14 protein-coding genes and 3 pseudogenes are annotated in these 17,054 nt (G+C 34.1%); 11 read left to right on the top strand and 6 right to left on the bottom strand.

Annotated features, from left to right (window positions below):
• Positions 1–11 precede the first annotated feature (11 nt).
• The 6 genes and pseudogenes from DZ60_RS0104040 to DZ60_RS22460 all read left to right on the top strand — a co-directional run bounded on the left by DZ60_RS0104040 (position 12) and on the right by DZ60_RS22460 (position 6,709).
• Positions 12–425, top strand: a complete 414-nt coding sequence (locus DZ60_RS0104040; protein ID WP_025740682.1) for a Fur family transcriptional regulator — start codon at positions 12–14, stop codon at positions 423–425.
• A 47-nt stretch (positions 426–472) separates the two neighbouring features.
• Positions 473–2,437: a heavy metal translocating P-type ATPase gene (locus tag DZ60_RS0104035; protein ID WP_025740681.1), complete on the top strand. Its 1,965-nt coding sequence runs from the start codon at positions 473–475 to the stop codon at positions 2,435–2,437.
• A gap of 194 nt (positions 2,438–2,631) precedes the next feature.
• Positions 2,632–4,890 (top strand): heavy metal translocating P-type ATPase, encoded by a 2,259-nt coding sequence (locus DZ60_RS0104030; protein ID WP_025740679.1) that lies wholly within the window; start codon positions 2,632–2,634, stop codon positions 4,888–4,890.
• Positions 4,891–4,910: 20 nt separating this feature from the next.
• Positions 4,911–5,123 carry a heavy-metal-associated domain-containing protein gene (locus tag DZ60_RS0104025; protein WP_025740677.1) on the top strand — a complete coding sequence of 71 codons (213 nt, stop codon included), beginning with the start codon at positions 4,911–4,913 and terminating at the stop codon, positions 5,121–5,123.
• A 71-nt stretch (positions 5,124–5,194) separates the two neighbouring features.
• The gene (locus tag DZ60_RS0104020) at positions 5,195–5,839 is read left to right on the top strand and encodes a hypothetical protein (protein ID WP_025740675.1); all 645 of its coding nucleotides are present in this window, start codon (positions 5,195–5,197) and stop codon (positions 5,837–5,839) included.
• An 85-nt stretch (positions 5,840–5,924) separates the two neighbouring features.
• A pseudogene (locus tag DZ60_RS22460) lies at positions 5,925–6,709 on the top strand (M90 family metallopeptidase).
• Between the two features lie 37 nt (positions 6,710–6,746).
• Here the strand turns inward: DZ60_RS22460 and DZ60_RS22455 are convergent.
• From DZ60_RS22455 to DZ60_RS25540, 3 genes and pseudogenes are all read right to left on the bottom strand, one after another.
• On the bottom strand, positions 6,747–7,376 hold the full coding sequence (locus DZ60_RS22455; protein ID WP_342667699.1) for a tyrosine-type recombinase/integrase: 630 nt from the start codon (positions 7,374–7,376) through the stop codon (positions 6,747–6,749).
• Positions 7,371–7,574 (bottom strand): annotated as a pseudogene (locus DZ60_RS25710) (phage integrase SAM-like domain-containing protein); the annotation flags it as partial. The pseudogene DZ60_RS25710 and the gene DZ60_RS22455, both read right to left, overlap by 6 nt.
• A 36-nt stretch (positions 7,575–7,610) precedes the next feature.
• Positions 7,611–7,868 (bottom strand): annotated as a pseudogene (locus DZ60_RS25540) (Arm DNA-binding domain-containing protein); the annotation flags it as partial.
• Positions 7,869–8,046: 178 nt separating this feature from the next.
• Here DZ60_RS25540 and DZ60_RS24825 point away from each other — a divergent pair.
• Positions 8,047–8,229, top strand: coding sequence for a hypothetical protein (locus DZ60_RS24825; RefSeq protein ID WP_025740674.1), 183 nt, complete (start codon positions 8,047–8,049; stop codon positions 8,227–8,229).
• A gap of 1,618 nt (positions 8,230–9,847) precedes the next feature.
• Here the strand turns inward: DZ60_RS24825 and DZ60_RS0103995 are convergent.
• The 3 genes from DZ60_RS0103995 to DZ60_RS0103985 all read right to left on the bottom strand — a co-directional run bounded on the left by DZ60_RS0103995 (position 9,848) and on the right by DZ60_RS0103985 (position 12,660).
• A complete protein-coding gene (locus DZ60_RS0103995) occupies positions 9,848–10,513 on the bottom strand; it encodes an SUKH-3 domain-containing protein (RefSeq protein ID WP_025740672.1) in 666 nt (221 codons plus the stop codon).
• Positions 10,514–10,772: 259 nt separating this feature from the next.
• Complete coding sequence (locus tag DZ60_RS0103990) at positions 10,773–12,173, bottom strand: S41 family peptidase (protein ID WP_025740671.1); 1,401 nt, start codon at positions 12,171–12,173, stop codon at positions 10,773–10,775.
• A gap of 28 nt (positions 12,174–12,201) precedes the next feature.
• Positions 12,202–12,660 carry a MarR family winged helix-turn-helix transcriptional regulator gene (locus DZ60_RS0103985; RefSeq protein ID WP_025740669.1) on the bottom strand — a complete coding sequence of 153 codons (459 nt, stop codon included), beginning with the start codon at positions 12,658–12,660 and terminating at the stop codon, positions 12,202–12,204.
• 614 nt (positions 12,661–13,274) lie between these two features.
• Here DZ60_RS0103985 and DZ60_RS0103980 point away from each other — a divergent pair.
• From DZ60_RS0103980 to DZ60_RS22450, 4 genes are read left to right on the top strand one after another with little or no spacing between them, the layout of a single operon-like run.
• Positions 13,275–14,729, top strand: coding sequence for an arginine decarboxylase (locus DZ60_RS0103980; RefSeq protein ID WP_025740667.1), 1,455 nt, complete (start codon positions 13,275–13,277; stop codon positions 14,727–14,729).
• A 25-nt stretch (positions 14,730–14,754) separates the two neighbouring features.
• Positions 14,755–15,702 carry an agmatinase gene (gene speB, locus DZ60_RS0103975; protein WP_025740665.1) on the top strand — a complete coding sequence of 316 codons (948 nt, stop codon included), beginning with the start codon at positions 14,755–14,757 and terminating at the stop codon, positions 15,700–15,702.
• On the top strand, positions 15,686–16,666 hold the full coding sequence (locus DZ60_RS0103970; protein WP_025740663.1) for a deoxyhypusine synthase family protein: 981 nt from the start codon (positions 15,686–15,688) through the stop codon (positions 16,664–16,666). Before speB ends, DZ60_RS0103970 begins: the two co-directional genes overlap by 17 nt.
• Before the next feature lie 5 nt (positions 16,667–16,671).
• Entirely contained in the window at positions 16,672–16,959 is a 288-nt protein-coding gene (locus DZ60_RS22450) for a hypothetical protein (RefSeq protein WP_241448708.1), read from the top strand.
• Positions 16,960–17,054: the final 95 nt, after the last annotated feature.

Raw genomic sequence — 17,054 nt, 5'->3', positions numbered from 1 at the left:
AAGACTAAATAATGAAAGAAATAGAACAAAGACTTACGGAAAATGGCGTTCGCCCAACGGCAATGCGTATTTTGATTTATAAATATATGGCTGAAAGCGAAGTTGCCATTGCCCTCACGGATATTGAGAACGCTTTTGCGAAAGCAGATAGAACAACGTTATTCAGAACCCTAAAAACTTTTGAACAGAAAGGTGTAGTGCACCAAATAGATGATGGTACGGGCGTTCAAAAATATGCGCTCTGTGAAACAGGATGCAATTGTGAACTCGAACAGGATTTGCATTTACATTTTCATTGCAATAATTGTAATGAGACCGTTTGTCTTACCGAACATAAAATTCCAAATATTAATTTGCCAGAAGGCTATGTGGCTGAAGATGCCAATTTAGTGTTAAAGGGAATTTGCGAGAAATGCAGTACTTAATAAATGCACTTCCGTTGCACTACAATTTTTAATTATTTGCACAGATTATGAAAAAGAAAAAAATAAATTTACGCGACTTAAAACCTAAAGAACACCAAGACAAACACAGTTACGATAGCGGTCATAACCATCATAGTCCTGATGCAATATTCAATTTTAGAACGTACTTACCCTCTATTTTTAGTCTTGTAATGCTGATTGCTGGAATTGCGATTGATTATTTTGATGTCTTTCCACGTTTTTCTGGTTGGATTTGTATTCTTTGGTATGTTATAGCCTATATCCCTGTTGGATTTCCTGTAGTGAAAGAAGGGTGGGAAAGTATAAAAAAAGGTGATTTCTTCACAGAGTTCTTTTTAATGTCTATTGCTACTATTGGCGCATTTGTAATTGGTGAATATCCCGAAGGCGTAGCTGTAATGTTATTTTATGCAGTTGGTGAACTATTCCAAAATGCTGCAGTTAAAAGAGCAAAGGGTAATATCAAAGCCTTGTTAGATGTTCGCCCAAAAGAAGCTAATGTTTTCCGTGATGGTGATTACACTAGTGTGTCGCCAGAAGATGTAAATATTGGAGAAAAGATTCAAATTCGGGTAGGAGAGAAAATTCCGTTGGATGGGTTACTATTATCTGAAAAAGCATCATTAAATACTGCAGCCTTAACGGGAGAAAGCAAACCGGATTCTATTTTAAAAGAAGCCAAAGTATATGCAGGTAGTATCAATTTAGAAAGTGTCATTGAAGTTGAAGTAACTAATAAGTTTGAAGATAGTTCTATAGCCAGAATATTGGATTTGGTTCAAAACGCTACGGCACGTAAATCCAAAACGGAATTATTCATTAGGCAGTTTGCTCGTATATATACACCAATAGTTGTGTTTTTGGCTATTGGAGTTACTTTCCTACCTTACTTTTTCGTTGATGATTATGTGTTTAGAGATTGGCTTTACAGAGCCTTAATATTCTTGGTGATTTCTTGTCCTTGCGCATTGGTGATTTCTATTCCATTGGGTTATTTCGGTGGATTAGGCGCAGCTTCAAAGAACGGTATTTTATTTAAAGGTGCTTCGTTTTTAGATGCGATGACCAAAATAAATACCTTGGTGATGGACAAAACAGGAACAGTTACCAAAGGTGTTTTCAAAATCAAGGAAATTAAAGCTATAGGTTGGGAAGAATCTGAATTTATGAAATACCTAATGGCTCTGGAGGAACAATCCACGCATCCTATTGCAAAAGCCATTATGGAGTATAAAGAAAATGGTGAAGACTTTGAAGCAAAGGAAGTCTCTGAAATTGCAGGTAAAGGCTTAAAAGGTGTTGTAAATGGTAGAGCTATTTTAGTAGGAAATAAAGCATTAATGATAGCGAATGCTATAGATGTTCCAACTGAAACCGAATCTATTGTAGAATCTATTGTATTAGTAGCAATAGATAATAAGTTCGCTGGTTATGTGGTGATAGCAGACGAATTAAAAGAAGATGCCAAAGAAACGATTTCAGCATTACACAAAGTAGGTATTAAAAATATTATAATGCTTTCAGGTGATAAAGATTCCATAACACAACAAATTGCAAAAGAATTAAATGTTGAAAAAGCAAAAGGCGGCCTATTACCAGAGGATAAATTAAATGAGGTTGAAATTTTGAAGAAAAATCCAGAAAATAAAGTGGCCTTTATCGGCGATGGAATCAATGACGCACCTGTTTTAGCCGCAAGTAACGTGGGGATTGCGATGGGTGGTTTGGGAAGTGATGTGGCTATTGAAACTGCAGACGTAATCATTCAAACCGACCAACCGTCAAAAGTAGTTAGAGCTATAAAAATAAGTCGTTCTACTCGAAAAATTGTATGGCAGAATATCATATTGGCTTTTGGAGTTAAATTGGTTGTCTTGATTTTAGGGGCAGGTGGTTTAGCAACAATGTGGGAAGCTGTTTTTGCAGACGTTGGAGTGGCATTATTGGCAATTTTGAATGCTGTTAGGTTACAGCGAATGAGTTGGAACTAAAGTCTCATAATGAGAAACCAAAGCATCTATTAGTACTGAAACTAAACTTATCATTTTTTAAGGGATTGACTAAATAACAACCTCTTTTTAAAATGTAACGAATTCAGCAAATTCTACAAATCATTCAGCATATAACGTAATACATTACACTCTTTTAATCCTGAAATTTGTAACATACAAATAAGAATGGGTTTATGGAGGCATTCAGTATATTTGAAACCGAAAATAAGAATCATAAAAAGGGTGTGAAAGAATCATTTCCTGTTACGGGAATGACCTGCGCCTCTTGTGCAGCAAGTGTCGAATCTGTATTAAAACACACAGAAGGTGTGTTTGATGCAAGCGTCAATTTCGCAAACAGTTCTGTTCTGGTAGAGTATGACGAGGGGTTGAACCCTAATCAACTTCAAAACGCACTTCGTGAGGTGGGTTATGATATTATAATAGATGCCGAAGACCCTTCGGAAGTACAACAAGAACTTCAGCAAAAGCATTATCAGGATATAAAAAACCGTACTATCTGGTCGGCGATACTTACGCTACCCATTTTTGTACTGGGAATGTTCTATATGCAATGGGAACCAGGCAAATGGATTTCTTTGGTATTGGCCTTTCCCATTCTTTTTTGGTTTGGGCGTAGCTTTTTCATCAATGCCTTCAAGCAGGCCAAACACGGTAAAGCAAATATGGACACCTTGGTGGCTTTGAGTACCGGAATCGCCTTCCTCTTTAGTGTGTTCAACACCTTTTTTCCTGAATTTTGGTTAAGTCGTGGCATCGAGCCTCACGTATATTACGAAGCGGCTACTGTGATTATTACATTTATTTCCTTGGGGAAACTATTGGAGGAAAAGGCAAAATCAAATACCTCTTCGGCTATCAAAAAACTAATGGGTCTTCAACCTAAAACCCTTAAAATCATTGAGAATGGGGAAGAAAGGGAAACCCCTATTTCATCCGTACAGGTGGGTCAGACCATTTTGGTACGTCCCGGAGAAAAGATTCCTGTGGATGGCAAAGTTTCAAAAGGTAGCTCGTATGTAGATGAAAGTATGATTACGGGAGAACCCGTTCCAGTTCAGAAATCCCAAGGGGAAAAGGTCTTCGCTGGTACGGTGAATCAAAAAGGAAGTTTTCAATTTACCGCTAAAAAAGTAGGTGGAGAAACCCTGCTTTCCCAAATCATTAAAATGGTTCAGCAAGCACAAGGGAGTAAGGCACCCGTTCAAAAACTGGTCGATAAGATTGCCGGTATTTTTGTTCCTGTGGTATTGGGTATTTCCATTATAACATTTATCGTCTGGATGTCAGTAGGTGGCGACAATGCCTTTTCACAAGCTTTATTGACCTCTGTAGCCGTGTTGGTTATCGCTTGTCCCTGTGCCTTGGGCTTGGCAACGCCTACCGCCATAATGGTGGGTATTGGCAAGGGAGCGGAAAACAATATTTTGATAAAGGATGCCGAAAGTTTAGAGCTTGGCCATAAAGTGAATGCAGTAATCCTTGATAAAACAGGGACAATTACAGAAGGAAAACCATTGGTAACCGACATACTCTGGAACGATAAGCTTGAAAATCAAAATGAATACAAGGAAATTCTCTTGGCTATTGAAGGGCAATCAGAGCATCCTTTGGCAGAAGCGGTCGTTAATCATTTGAAAGAAGAAAATATTGAACAAGCAGAAATCTCTTCTTTCGAAAGCATTACAGGAAAAGGTGTAAAGGCACAATCAGAGAATGATTCAAAATATTATGTGGGCAACCATAAACTAATTGTCGAAAAGAATATTCAAATCGACGCTACTTTAATGCAAACAGCAGAAAGTCTCGAAGAAAGAGCAAAAACAGTCATATTCTTTGGTAACGAAAATCAAGTGCTCGCGATACTGGCCATTGCAGACAAGATTAAAGAAACTTCGAAAAAAGCTATAGCTATGCTTCAAGAAAGGGGCATCGAGGTCTATATGCTCACGGGAGATAACAATAAAACCGCATCAGCTGTTGCAAAACAAGTAGGAATAACAAATTACCGAGGCGAAGTAATGCCTTCCGACAAAGCATCTTTTGTTGAAAAATTACAGGCAGACGGAAAGATAGTCGCAATGGTTGGTGATGGCATCAACGATTCGCACGCTTTGGCGCAGGCCAATGTGAGTATTGCAATGGGCAAAGGTTCGGATATAGCAATGGATGTAGCAAAAATGACCTTGATAACATCAGATTTGCAGTCTATTCCAAAAGCACTGAAACTATCCCGGAAAACCGTTCTTGGGATTAGGCAAAACCTGTTTTGGGCATTCATTTACAACATCATTGGTATTCCAATTGCAGCAGGAGTTCTTTATACTGTAAACGGGTTTTTATTAGACCCGATGATTGCAGGTGCAGCAATGGCATTCAGTAGTGTATCTGTAGTTGCAAATAGCTTAAGACTTAAACGAGTAAAACTTTAATAATAAAAAAAATCAATACAATGAAAACTTTAAAATTTAAAACAAATATCAATTGTGGTGGGTGTGTATCAAAAGTAACCCCTTTTTTAAACACACAAGAAGGTTTAGAAAGTTGGGAAGTAGATACTGCCAATCCTAATAAAATCCTAACTATCGAAAGCGATGGTGCAACCGAAGAAGATGTAAAGGCGACTTTGCAAAAAGTGGGATTTAAAGCAGAATCAATAGATTAACTAATTTTCTTTAAAATCTGGCAAGCTTTAAAAAAGAAGGTTCTTTCAAAGTAAGTTTAAATAAATAATTTATGAAAGTAGTTGAAAAAAGTAAATTCTATAAAGTCAAGTTATTGTGGTATCGAATTCGTCATGGATTATTTTTATTTACTTTGAGAAATGCATTGTTACGAATTGGAATTGATATAGAACCTTATTATTGGTTCAAGGAAGTGAAGAACGGTTGTGACGAACCGAAAATACCAGATAGCTTCAAGGACTATGAAATGGTTTATCTTGAATTAGAAGATGTTTTGATCATGGATAACAACATGGGGTTGAATTCCAATCAATTGAAACTTGATATGAAAAGGGGGCAATTGTGCATCGGGCTCAAACGAGAGAATGAGATTGCCACTCTATTATTTGTTGAACTGGAGGATTTTGTATTTAAAAAGAGGACTTTTACACTTAAAGATAATGAAGGTTATTTGTTAAATGTTTATACCTTTCAGGCTTATCGAGGAAAAAATTTAGCACCTTTTTTAAGACATCATTGTTATAAACTATTAGAAGAACATGGAATAAATCATCTTTATAGTATAATCACATATTTTAATTCATCTTCTTTAAAAGTTAACAAGAAATTGAACGCAAAAAAACTGAACCTTTATTTGTACATAGGACTATTCAAAAAGCGACATTGGAACTATCTTTTAAAGGATTATTCGAAATAGATTTTAACATCTTTTTTCATCCTAAAACCTCATTCTAACAGAAGGATAAATTTAGACATAACTATATTTTGAAAACTACTTTTTGATGCTTTTTGTTATATTTTTTTTATTGATTGTCATTGTTATCATTTATTTGTTTTCAATAGTAAAAAGAAAAAGTTTAGAATCATTTTCAGAGCACTAGCACAAGTTATTAATGGAGAATGTTCTCTATTACCGAAATCTTTCAGAAGACAGGCAACTTATTTTTCAGCAACGAATGATGCTATTTTTAAGTGAGGTCTATATTGATGCTGTGCAGTTTGAATTAGAAGAATTGGACAAGATTTTAATTGCAGCAAGCGCTGTAATCACTGTTTTTGGCTTCAAAGAATGGTACTACACAAATTTAAGTGGCATCCTTTTGTATCCAGATAATTTTAATGAGGATATGCAATTTGGAAGTAAGGATAACTCAAGGAATATTGGTGGAATCGTTGGGAATGGAAGGTTCGAGAAACAGATGATACTTTCCAAAAAAGCATTGTACCACGGCTTTAAAAATACAACCGATAAAAGTAATACAGGAATACACGAATTTGTACATCTAATAGATAAGTTGGACGATAGAACAGACGGTGTGCTAGAACGGCTATTAGAACATCAATACGCAATACCTTGGTTAAATTTAATCCATAAAGAAATGGAAGCGATAAATGATAACCACTTTGATATCCGAAAATATGGTGACATTAATCAAGTTGAATTCTTTGCCGTTGCTTCAGAGTTTTTTTTGAACGTCCAGGTTTGCTTAAAAAGAAACATCCTGAATTATACAAGATGTTGGTTAAATGTTTTAATCAGAAATTAGTAAGCCTATCTCAAAAGTAGTTTACACATAAAAGGGAGTAGTTTACTTCGGAATAGGTCAAAAGTTAACAACGCTATCTAAAGCATCATCTGCTTCTTTATGGATAAAATTTGCCTGATAATTCAATGCGGTTTTCAAATCACTATGTCTATATAGTTTTTGTAACATTAAAGGATGAATGGAATCACCGGCAATATTGCCAAAAGTATGTCTGGCGATATACATTGTTATCTTCTTGTCTATTTTAGCTTTTTTGGCAATAGATTTTAAGTTGTCGTTGAATTTCTTAGTTGCCGTTTTTCTTTTATTATAAATGTCTTTTGCATCATCGAGATTGGCCTTTTTCAATTCAGGGAAAACAAAATCGGTAGCATATCTTTTATCATCTCTGTAGAAATCCAAAATTCTTAGAACTTTATCTGGAATTTTTAAGGACAGTAGTTTTGAGTTTTTATTCATTCCGTTATGAAGCATATTGTCATATATGTCAGACCACTTTGTCCAGAGTATATCTGTAACCCGCATTCCTGCAAAATTGAAGCTGAATAGCCAAACATTTCTTGTGTGAATTTCATTACGGGTTAGATAATCTAAGGCTTTAATGGCTCTTACTTCAATAATGCTCAACCCTATTTTTGTAATCTCAGGAAACTTGATTTTAATTTGGTCACCACCAAAAGGATACAATTCCCTGCTGACTATTTTTAGCTTTATAGCTCTGTTGAACAACAAGCTGATTAAAACAAGGATATTCATTATTGAAGTTTCTGAAAGGCCGTGCTTAACTTTGAGGTATATCATCAATTTTTCAAGAAATCGCTCATCAATTTCTTGAAATGAAAGTTGTTTGGATTTGTGATATTTTACGATATAACTAATCAACGCGCTGTCCGTGGATAGACAGTTTAACTTTTCGGCAACTTACAGTTCGTCCAGATGCTCTTGCGCCAGTTCAAAGAAAGTTGAGGAATTCCCTGAGGCATCTTTATATTCGGATTGTAAATCAATAAGTGCCTTATTGGCATCAGAAAGTTGTTGTGATAATAGCTTGTTTAGGCTATTGGCATTTGGATTTGATTTTTTTACCCTAAGATTTTTTTCGTCCCATTCCTCTATATCAATATAATGACCAACATATTGATAGGTAGAACGACGGTTTTTTGAAATTCGAATAGCTAATGGATATTGACCTTAACTGTTCGGTTTTTTACAAAGAACTATTTTTGCATTTGATGACATAATTGACTTGTTTTGAGTACGAAAGTCAAATTAGGTACAACATAGGTACAACAAATGCTGAAATCAACTGATGTGAAATGACTTTAAAGAAAATGACAAAGCGTATAAATCATTGAAAATGAATGTTTTTGAGTTTCTTTGGTGCAATATGTCAGCAGAACAATTATTATTAGAAGTATTTCGAGCTCCCACAACCAGAAATTATTTTGTTGCTAACAAAATAGGAGAGGTACTAGATTTAATTGCGATTAGCGAACTTGAAGATGATTCAAGTATTATAACTCAAAAGTTAAAGAGTTGATTGATTTGAACTTAGATAAATTGTCTAAAGAAGATCCGTTAAGAGAAGTAATGGAAAAGCTAATTAGAAAATATAGGTGATATTAAATATTCTTTAATAGATAAAAAATATGTTTATAATAATGATAATCTGGGTTTTTTCGAAGATGATGTAGCTGTTAAAGGGGATTGGGATAGGCAAAATAATGTTCAAGTAAATTTTAAGCTAAACATTAAGAAATTGTATTTCAGATTTCAAAAAGAGAGATGTGCTTTTTGTAGATGAATAATTGATTTTAATGGTCACTATGAACACCTGGAACATGTTATTTCTAAAGATACTTATCCTGGATGGATGTTTCTTTCAAAGAATTTAGTTGTTAGCTATGCGCCTTGCAATGGAGCTAAAGGGAAAGAGATACCCTTGTAACAGGATATAGTCAGCTACAATACCCAAACAGAGGACTTGACTTTATAACTTTAAATCCTCATTTCGATGATTGGAATCAACATATAAAATTAAAACAAGGTTTGTTCTTGATTGCAAAAATAGTAAAGGTGTTGAAAACAATAAAAGAATATAAACTAACAAGAGTCGATGTAATACATTATCATTATAAATTTAAAAAAATTAAAAAAGATTCATTGGGCAAAAAAGCTGCTAAATTCGCTTATGAAGTAAACCCTAATTCTGATACTTATCAAAACATTATGAATTCAATTTTATAAGTATTCACATTATGATTCTTATATCTACTAGATTAACCATGATACACTGAGCTAAGCTCCTTTATCAAAATGGCGGAAAATATGGCAATATCTATACTACCGGATACCTACCTCTTTAAATAAAAAAGATAACCTGTTCATTTTTAAATTTACTTTTTTTTAAAGCAATGATCTCTATTATTCTGGATCAAGTTGACCTCTATATCAGTTGGGTTGATGGGATTCTGATGGACTATATAGAGCTTATCTAAGAAGAAGTATTTCAAGTATGGGAAGTAAAACGATTTTTAGAATTAGACAAGAATAGTACCATGGTTTCTTAATGGAAAGTCCTGGAATCCATGATTTTCCGTAATTACTAATACTGAACTCATTTAAATTTTTTTAGAACGTAAAAAAGGGTTGAAGACATTTGTATTGCATAATATAAAACGTTCAATCCTATGTGCCATAGTACTTAACGAACATAAAATAGGATAAAATTTTAGTATCAATGAAAGTAAATAAGAGTGTAACCCTTAAGAAGCTATTAATAATATAGAATGGGTTTTTATAAATGCTTCTAATTCAAATAAATTGTTAATAGAATGGTTAGATATTTCAATCTCTCCCGCTACGAAGAAAACCAGTTGTGAAAACAACTGGTTTTTTTATACCCGAAAATCTGATGCTGTGTATCAAAGACTGTAGGGTATAAAAGGGATCAAGGCCAATTGTTGTGTTTACGCAAAAATTCTGGTTAATCTAAAAAGGAAAAATTCTACATTTTTGACACCTCTGAACTGAGTTCTAAAAGCTTTAATTTTAAACCCAAAAATATTCTTGCAAATCAACCTACGAGTTGTTTTATTTATTATTGCTTATCAGTATGGAGGTCGAGGTCCGCGTTACAAACTCAAACCAGCGACATACTATGACCTATCGGGAATTACTAGATCTCCATAATCTAAACCAAAAACCAATTTTATCATTGTGGTTTCAAAATCTCCTCCCAAATACATTGTATTTGTAAGATCAATATAGATATACATCATACCCTCGTTATTCATAAAGAGTATTATATTTTCATGATGCGCAAACCCCACTTGTATGACCTCTCCGATACTATTTTTCCAGTATTCATCTAAATCTGATTTAATAGGAATTTTCATAAAGCAAACATCGGACTTAGCTTGTTCTTGACCAGGTCCTACATCTCCTATTTTCATCCCTCCATAAATCTCTAATAATACATATGGTAATGTTAAATTAGCATTGTTTTCATAAATAAGTTTACTATTTTCTTTAGACAATCCTGCGTCTATAAAAATCTTACATAGATTCCATTTATGAATATCTAAAATCTCCAGATTATCCCTAACGGATTCAAATATATTTGAGAATTGAGAAGAGTCCTTGTAATTAAAACTAATTAAATTCGAATATGATTCTTTGCCAATATAACTTTCTAATTTGACTAAGTTATAAATTTCATTCTCGAATTCATCTATTGCGAAAACTCCATCTAATAGACTTAAAAAGAGAATCTTCCATTCCTTAAGGCCATTACAAAGTAAGATGTTTTTTTTATTTTTCATACCACCTAGTCCAAAGTTTTAATATATTCTATTACATCATTACAACTAGTCTTTACTTTTACTCCTCACTCAAACGCGGCACGGAAAAAATTTCCGCGCTATCATATCCGAGTCGTCTGTGTTTCTAGTACAAAGTAAAGAGTTTATAGAAAATTACATTTTTAAGAAGATATATATAAGAAACGTACTGTGTTTTTTGCCCCATCCAGAAATAGTGTCACACGTTTTGCAAGTCACAATATAGGTTAGTATATTATACCTATTTCTGTTCTCTTACTTCTTCTAATTTATTCTTAAATCGGCTTAAGGACCTATGCTTGTATTTCTCTCCCAGAGATACTGCTTTTTTGTAGTTGGTGATGGCCATAGCTATTTCATTATTTTTTAATAATGCCTCACCGTAGTAATAAAATACACTTGCTGATTCTGGATTCAATATGGTATTAGACTTAAAAAGTGCCATTGAGGTCAGAGTTTTCCCGTTCTGAGCATATAGATAGGCCTGAGAATTGATTTCCCAGTCTTCAAAAATTAGGTTTTGTTCACGGCATGCTAAATAGATATCTATGATTGTTTGGGGGTCGGGATTTTTTTCAAAATCGCTCAGTGTGTTTCTCAGTGTTTCGAGAAGGCCTCTTGCTTTTTTATCATTTTCGACTTTAAACTTTTCTGCAGCCTTTTGTGCTAATGCTAGAGCAACATCAAAGGCATCTCCACTTCTAGTGTTTATATCAGGTTCGATACCAACACCTTCCCAACTTTCTTTTTCTGTAGGATGTGAGACCGAAACATCTGGGATAAATATATTTAAATCCTCGCTCAAAGAATAAATATCTCCCGCATTACCACCCCCTCTGGTGATCTCGCCAATAATAGTGGCTCTTTTATGAATTTTTAAAGGGTAGGCGAAAGCTTCTGCCGCAGAAAAGGTGGCTTTGCTTGTCAAAATGAATAATGGAATGTCATACATTTTTTTATTCTCGGGATTAACTTTAGTATAATTAAGGGTTTCTATGAATTCATCTCCTTCTCTTTTTAGTGATTTTGAAGTCGGAACAGGCTTCTCAAAGAAATAGCTTAATAAATGCTCAGTCATATCTCCTCTTCCTCCATAATTACTTCTTAGGTCAATGATTATTGCATCAGATGTAGAGAGCATTTCCATAGTGTAGTTTGCAAAGTCTTCGCCCCAGGCCAAACCATAAAACCCACGCAATTCTAGGTAGCCTACATTACCATGTAGTTTTTTGATGGTTTTAAAATTACCATTATTTTTTCTGAAATAGTTTCTTTCGTCCATTCTACTCTCAATCCAGCGGCTTAACTCATCATCGGCTATTTGGTTTGTAGGCTTTAAATCGACCGTAATATGTTTATCATAGGTTTGAGTATAGATTACTTTAGTAAGCTCAGATGCAAAAGACTCTAATTCGTTATAGGCATTAAAATGACCTTGAGAATTAATATCTTTTAAGTATGATGCCGTCTTTTCTCCTAGTTCTTTAAAAACATAATAATTAGTGAGATAGGTGGCTGCAGTATTAATTATACTGTCTTTTTGTATTTGGGTAAGGTTCGTTTTTTGAGCATTAGATTTAATAGTACAGCAGCATATTATAAATAATGCTAATGTTAATTTTTGAATACGTATTGTTTTCATAAAAATTCTTATTTAGCGTTGTGGGATATTACTTTTTTGTAGTAGCTAAACCTTTTTCACAATTGGTTATAAAATCTCTTAATAATCTGGATATTTCATCTAAGTTCTCGTTGGTAAAACCGAATAGGGCAGTTTGCCTATACTCCTTGATTATAGGTCTTAATTCCTTAATCATACGTTCGCCAATAACCGTTGGTCTTAAGTCTTTTTTACGTCTATCTACAGTATTCTCTCTTCTTTCGAGATAGTTTTTCTTTACTAAAATATCTACCATCCTAGCTACCGAGGCAAAATCTTTAAATATATATTCTGAGAGCTCTGCTTGTGTGGCGTTAGGGTGTTCGGATAAATTTATAAGAAGGATTAATTGGTTAACACTAACATCGTGCCCAGATGCGTTAATCCTGTCTTGTGCCAGTTTTCGATATGTTTTAATAGCCTTTTCTAGTTGGTAAAAAACTGTATTTTGAGGAAGTGTGATATTCATCTTTATTATTTATATGATATAAATATAATTGATATATCATATAAATAATAAAAAATTACTACTTTTTGTGGTCACAGTATGTTTTTATGAAATTGCCCTTTCTTATATTCGGTAAAGAAGTATTTAATTCTCAACCAAAAAAAGTGTACTCAGTTCTCTTCTTACCATCGAATTGATAATCGAAACATTAAGATTTTGAAAATATTTTTTTCAAAAAAAGTTTTTATATCACTTTTTTATTACATTTGAATATAATTAATAATGAGTCCATTGGGGACGCATTGCCTACATAAATGAAAACGTTTTTCAGATTCGGGCTTAGGAGCATAAAGAAGTCTACTCCAAAAGCTGCCTCAGGGATGGGGAACCGAATTCTCAGGCTGACTTCTAAAAAATATGCAACTGCACTAAGATTCTTAGAACGAATACAATTCGTTCCCTACACTATTTCTATTATTCGGGTATGAGATAATTGATATAAATGGTATTGCCATTTCTCTTATCAATGTCTATTTTTTTTAATCTCGTAATAATGGAATGATCCATAGGTTGTAGGGCTAGTTTAGCCTGTGTTTCTGATGGTGAATTTCATCTGCAAATCAAAAACAAAACAGATGAAAACAAAATATATCGATCTTATCGATCAAACTTTTCATTTCCCTCAAGAGGAATTTAAACTTAAAGATAACGAACTGCAGTTTCATGGTATCAACCTTATGGAGTTGATCGCTCAGTATGGTGCGCCTTTAAAATTTACATACCTTCCTAAAATATCAGAAAATATTAATCGAGCAAAAAGCTGGTTTGATAAAGCTATCAAAAAGAATAATTATGCAGGCAATTATAACTATTGTTATTGTACTAAAAGCTCACATTTCCAACATGTATTAAACGAGGCATTAAAAAATGATATTCATATAGAGACCTCTTCTGCTTTTGATATTGATATTGTAGAGAACTTAAAAGCTCAAGGTAAAATTAATAATGCAACCTACATTATTAGTAATGGTTTTAAACGTAATCAATATGTTCAAAATATCGCCCGATTGATTAACGATGGACATTATAATTGTATTCCTATTATAGATAATTATGAAGAATTAGATCTGTTAAGCGATGTCATTAATGAGGGTTTTCAGGTAGGTATACGAATCGCTTCAGAAGAAGAACCAAAGTTTGAGTTTTATACTTCGAGACTAGGAATTGGCTATCGAAACATTGTATCCTTTTATAACAACCAAATCAAGAAAAATCCAAAAGTGAAACTAAAAATGCTTCACTTCTTTATTAATACGGGTATTCGTGATACCGCCTACTATTGGAACGAGTTACTAAAATGTTTAAAGGTATATATCAACCTTAAAAAAATATGTCCCTCCTTGGATAGTCTCAATATTGGCGGTGGTTTCCCAATTAAAAATTCTTTGGCCTTTGATTATGATTATCAGTACATGATTAATGAAATTGTAAATCAAATCCAAATTGCTTGTGAAGAAGCACGGGTCGATGTTCCTAATATCTTTACAGAGTTTGGGAGTTTTACCGTGGGCGAAAGCGGAGGAGCTATTTATGAAGTGCTCTATCAAAAACAGCAAAACGATCGTGAAAAGTGGAATATGATCAATTCATCTTTTATCACAACAATGCCAGATACCTGGGCGATCAATAAACGTTTTGTAATGTTAGCAATAAATAGATGGCAAGAAGAATATGAACGAGTACTATTAGGGGGGTTAACCTGTGATAGTGATGATTATTACAACTCAGAACAACACATGAATGCTATTTATCTGCCAAAATATAAAAAGGATAAACCGCTATACATTGGATTTTTTAATACCGGAGCATATCAAGAGACCATTGGTGGTTTTGGTGGATTACAACATTGCCTGATCCCGCAACCTAAACATATTTTGATAGATCTTGACGAAAACGGAAAAGCAACTACAGAGGTTTTTGCTCCACAACAAACCTCAGAACAGTTATTATCAATCCTTGGTTATCAAAAAACAGCAAAAGAAGAAGTTTTAGAATATTCACAAAAAAAGACATTAATATATCCTAACTAATTCATTAAATCCAAACATTTTTAAAATGGAAACTAAGAAAACATATGCCAGAATTCCAGAACAATATGCTGGCTATGACACGTCAAAAGTAGTATTGATCCCTGTTCCTTATGACGGAACCAGTACTTGGGGTAAAGGAGCCGACAAAGGTCCTGCAGCATTTCTACATGCTTCAGAAAACATGGAGCTATATGACATAGAAACCAATAGTGAAGTATATAAACAGGGCATTTACCTGACAGATGCTGTGAATGAAAATACCTCCCCCGATGTAATGGTTTCGGCAGTGCACAACACTGTAAAAGAGAATATAAAGCGCAACAAATTTGTAACTCTTTTTGGAGGAGAACATTCTATTTCTATAGGAGCTATTCGTGCTTTTGATGAATGTTTTAAAGACTTAACGGTAGTGCAAATTGATGCTCATGCTGATCTAAGAAAAGAATATGAAGGTTCTAAGTATAATCATGCCTGCGCATTATATGAAGCTAGTCAAAATACAAACCTTATTCAAATAGGGATCAGAAGTATGGATGCTTCAGAAAAGTTAGTGATGAATCAAGAAAATGTCTTTTTCGCACATGAAATGGCAACCGATGATTATTGGATGGATAATGCCATCGAATTAATGACAGATAATGTCTATATCACTTTTGATCTAGATGCTCTAGATCCATCTATTTTGCCTTCGACAGGCACACCAGAACCAGGAGGGTTATTGTGGTATGAGACTCTTGAGTTTCTTAAGAAAATATTTGGAGAGAAAAATGTGGTAGGATTTGATATTGTAGAACTATGTCCTAATAAAGATGATAAATCCTCTGATTTTGCTGCGGCAAAATTGTACTATAAAATGTTGAGTTACAAATTTGAAGAACAAGATGTTGATGATGAGAATGAAAATTTATATGTGTTTAAAGGAAATCATAAAACCAACCACCTAAAATTTATTGACGATGAGTACGAAGGATAAAGGGGCTATATCCCAATTTATAGAAAAGTATTATCTACACTTTAATGCGGCGTCTGTAGTAGATGCTGCCAAAGCATATGAGACCCAAATTGATACAGGTTCTAAAATGCTGGTATCTCTTGCTGGAGCTATGAGTACCGCCGAATTGGGTAAAATTTTTGCCGAAATGATTCGTCAGGATAAAGTACACATTGTGTCTTGTACAGGAGCCAATCTAGAAGAGGATATTATGAATCTGGTGGCACATAGCCACTACAAAAGAGTGCCGAATTATCGAGATTTGACTCCGCAACAGGAATGGGAATTATTAGAAAAGGGACTTAATCGAGTTACGGATACTTGCATCCCAGAGGAAGAAGCTTTTAGAAGATTACAAGAACATATTTTTAAAATCTGGAAAGATGCTGAAGAAAATGGAGAACGCTATTTTCCGCATGAGTTTATGTACAAACTATTGTTGTCTGGTGTTCTAGAACAGCATTATGAGATAGATATTAAAGATAGTTGGATGTATGCCGCTGCAAAAGCCAATTTACCTATGGTAGTTCCTGGGTGGGAGGATAGCACCATGGGCAACATCTTTGCTAGTTATGTGCTAAAAGGAGAGCTTAAAGCAAACACTATAAAATCGGGTATTGAGTATATGACCTTTCTTGCTGATTGGTATACTGATAATTCTAAAAATGGAATTGGATTCTTTCAGATAGGTGGTGGTATTGCAGGAGATTTTCCTATTTGCGTAGTGCCAATGTTATATCAGGATATGGAACGTACGGATACACCATTCTGGAATTATTTCTGCCAAATAAGTGACTCAACTACAAGTTATGGGTCTTATAGTGGAGCTGTGCCTAATGAAAAAATTACTTGGGGTAAACTCGATATAAATACTCCTAAGTTCATAATTGAATCAGATGCGACCATTGTGGCACCATTAATATTTGCCTATTTATTAGATATGTAAACAATATGAGAACAGAACGAAACGAAAATCTGAAAAGAGTTATAGTTGATTACAAAAAATTAAACAATATCATTCTTGACCTATTAGTGAATAAGTACCCTGACGGATATGATGATGAAGATATTATTACGTTTAGAAATGCACAAAACGAAATCGTAGAATGTGTAGAAGTAAAAACAGAGGATACTTTATACTTGGTTAAAGTTAGTAAACGTCTGGTTAGTGCAATGGCAGATCATGATGATGATGATAATGATGACCCAGATAAAGAGGTCGATTTACTTAGTGACTAGAAAAGGATTAATTGTAAAGTGGGGTTTAAGTTTAAAGATTACTCAGGCGATTAAAAGACATTATGTTTCTGTCAGGAAGGTGAAAATTGAGTGGT

It is taken from the genome of Aquimarina pacifica, from assembly GCF_000520955.1.
GTDB classification, from domain to species: Bacteria; Bacteroidota; Bacteroidia; order Flavobacteriales; family Flavobacteriaceae; genus Aquimarina; species Aquimarina pacifica.
The sequence above is the reverse complement of the archived record's forward strand: the minus strand, read 5'-3'. Positions and strand labels throughout refer to the sequence as shown.

Bases quoted from the DNA above. Each gene is read 5' to 3' on its own strand.
- DZ60_RS0103970 (WP_025740663.1), top strand. From the start codon at position 15,686: ATGAGTACGAAGGATAAAGGGGCTATATCCCAATTTATAGAAAAGTAT.
- DZ60_RS0104040 (WP_025740682.1), top strand. From the start codon at position 12: ATGAAAGAAATAGAACAAAGACTTACGGAAAATGGCGTTCGCCCAACG.
- DZ60_RS24825 (WP_025740674.1), top strand. From the start codon at position 8,047: ATGAATGTTTTTGAGTTTCTTTGGTGCAATATGTCAGCAGAACAATTA.
- DZ60_RS0104025 (WP_025740677.1), top strand. From the start codon at position 4,911: ATGAAAACTTTAAAATTTAAAACAAATATCAATTGTGGTGGGTGTGTA.
- DZ60_RS0103995 (WP_025740672.1), bottom strand. From the start codon at position 10,513: ATGAAAAATAAAAAAAACATCTTACTTTGTAATGGCCTTAAGGAATGG.
- DZ60_RS0103985 (WP_025740669.1), bottom strand. From the start codon at position 12,660: ATGAATATCACACTTCCTCAAAATACAGTTTTTTACCAACTAGAAAAG.
- DZ60_RS0104030 (WP_025740679.1), top strand. From the start codon at position 2,632: ATGGAGGCATTCAGTATATTTGAAACCGAAAATAAGAATCATAAAAAG.
- DZ60_RS0103990 (WP_025740671.1), bottom strand. From the start codon at position 12,173: ATGAAAACAATACGTATTCAAAAATTAACATTAGCATTATTTATAATA.
- speB (WP_025740665.1), top strand. From the start codon at position 14,755: ATGGAAACTAAGAAAACATATGCCAGAATTCCAGAACAATATGCTGGC.
- DZ60_RS22450 (WP_241448708.1), top strand. From the start codon at position 16,672: ATGAGAACAGAACGAAACGAAAATCTGAAAAGAGTTATAGTTGATTAC.
- DZ60_RS0103980 (WP_025740667.1), top strand. From the start codon at position 13,275: ATGAAAACAAAATATATCGATCTTATCGATCAAACTTTTCATTTCCCT.
- DZ60_RS0104020 (WP_025740675.1), top strand. From the start codon at position 5,195: ATGAAAGTAGTTGAAAAAAGTAAATTCTATAAAGTCAAGTTATTGTGG.
- DZ60_RS0104035 (WP_025740681.1), top strand. From the start codon at position 473: ATGAAAAAGAAAAAAATAAATTTACGCGACTTAAAACCTAAAGAACAC.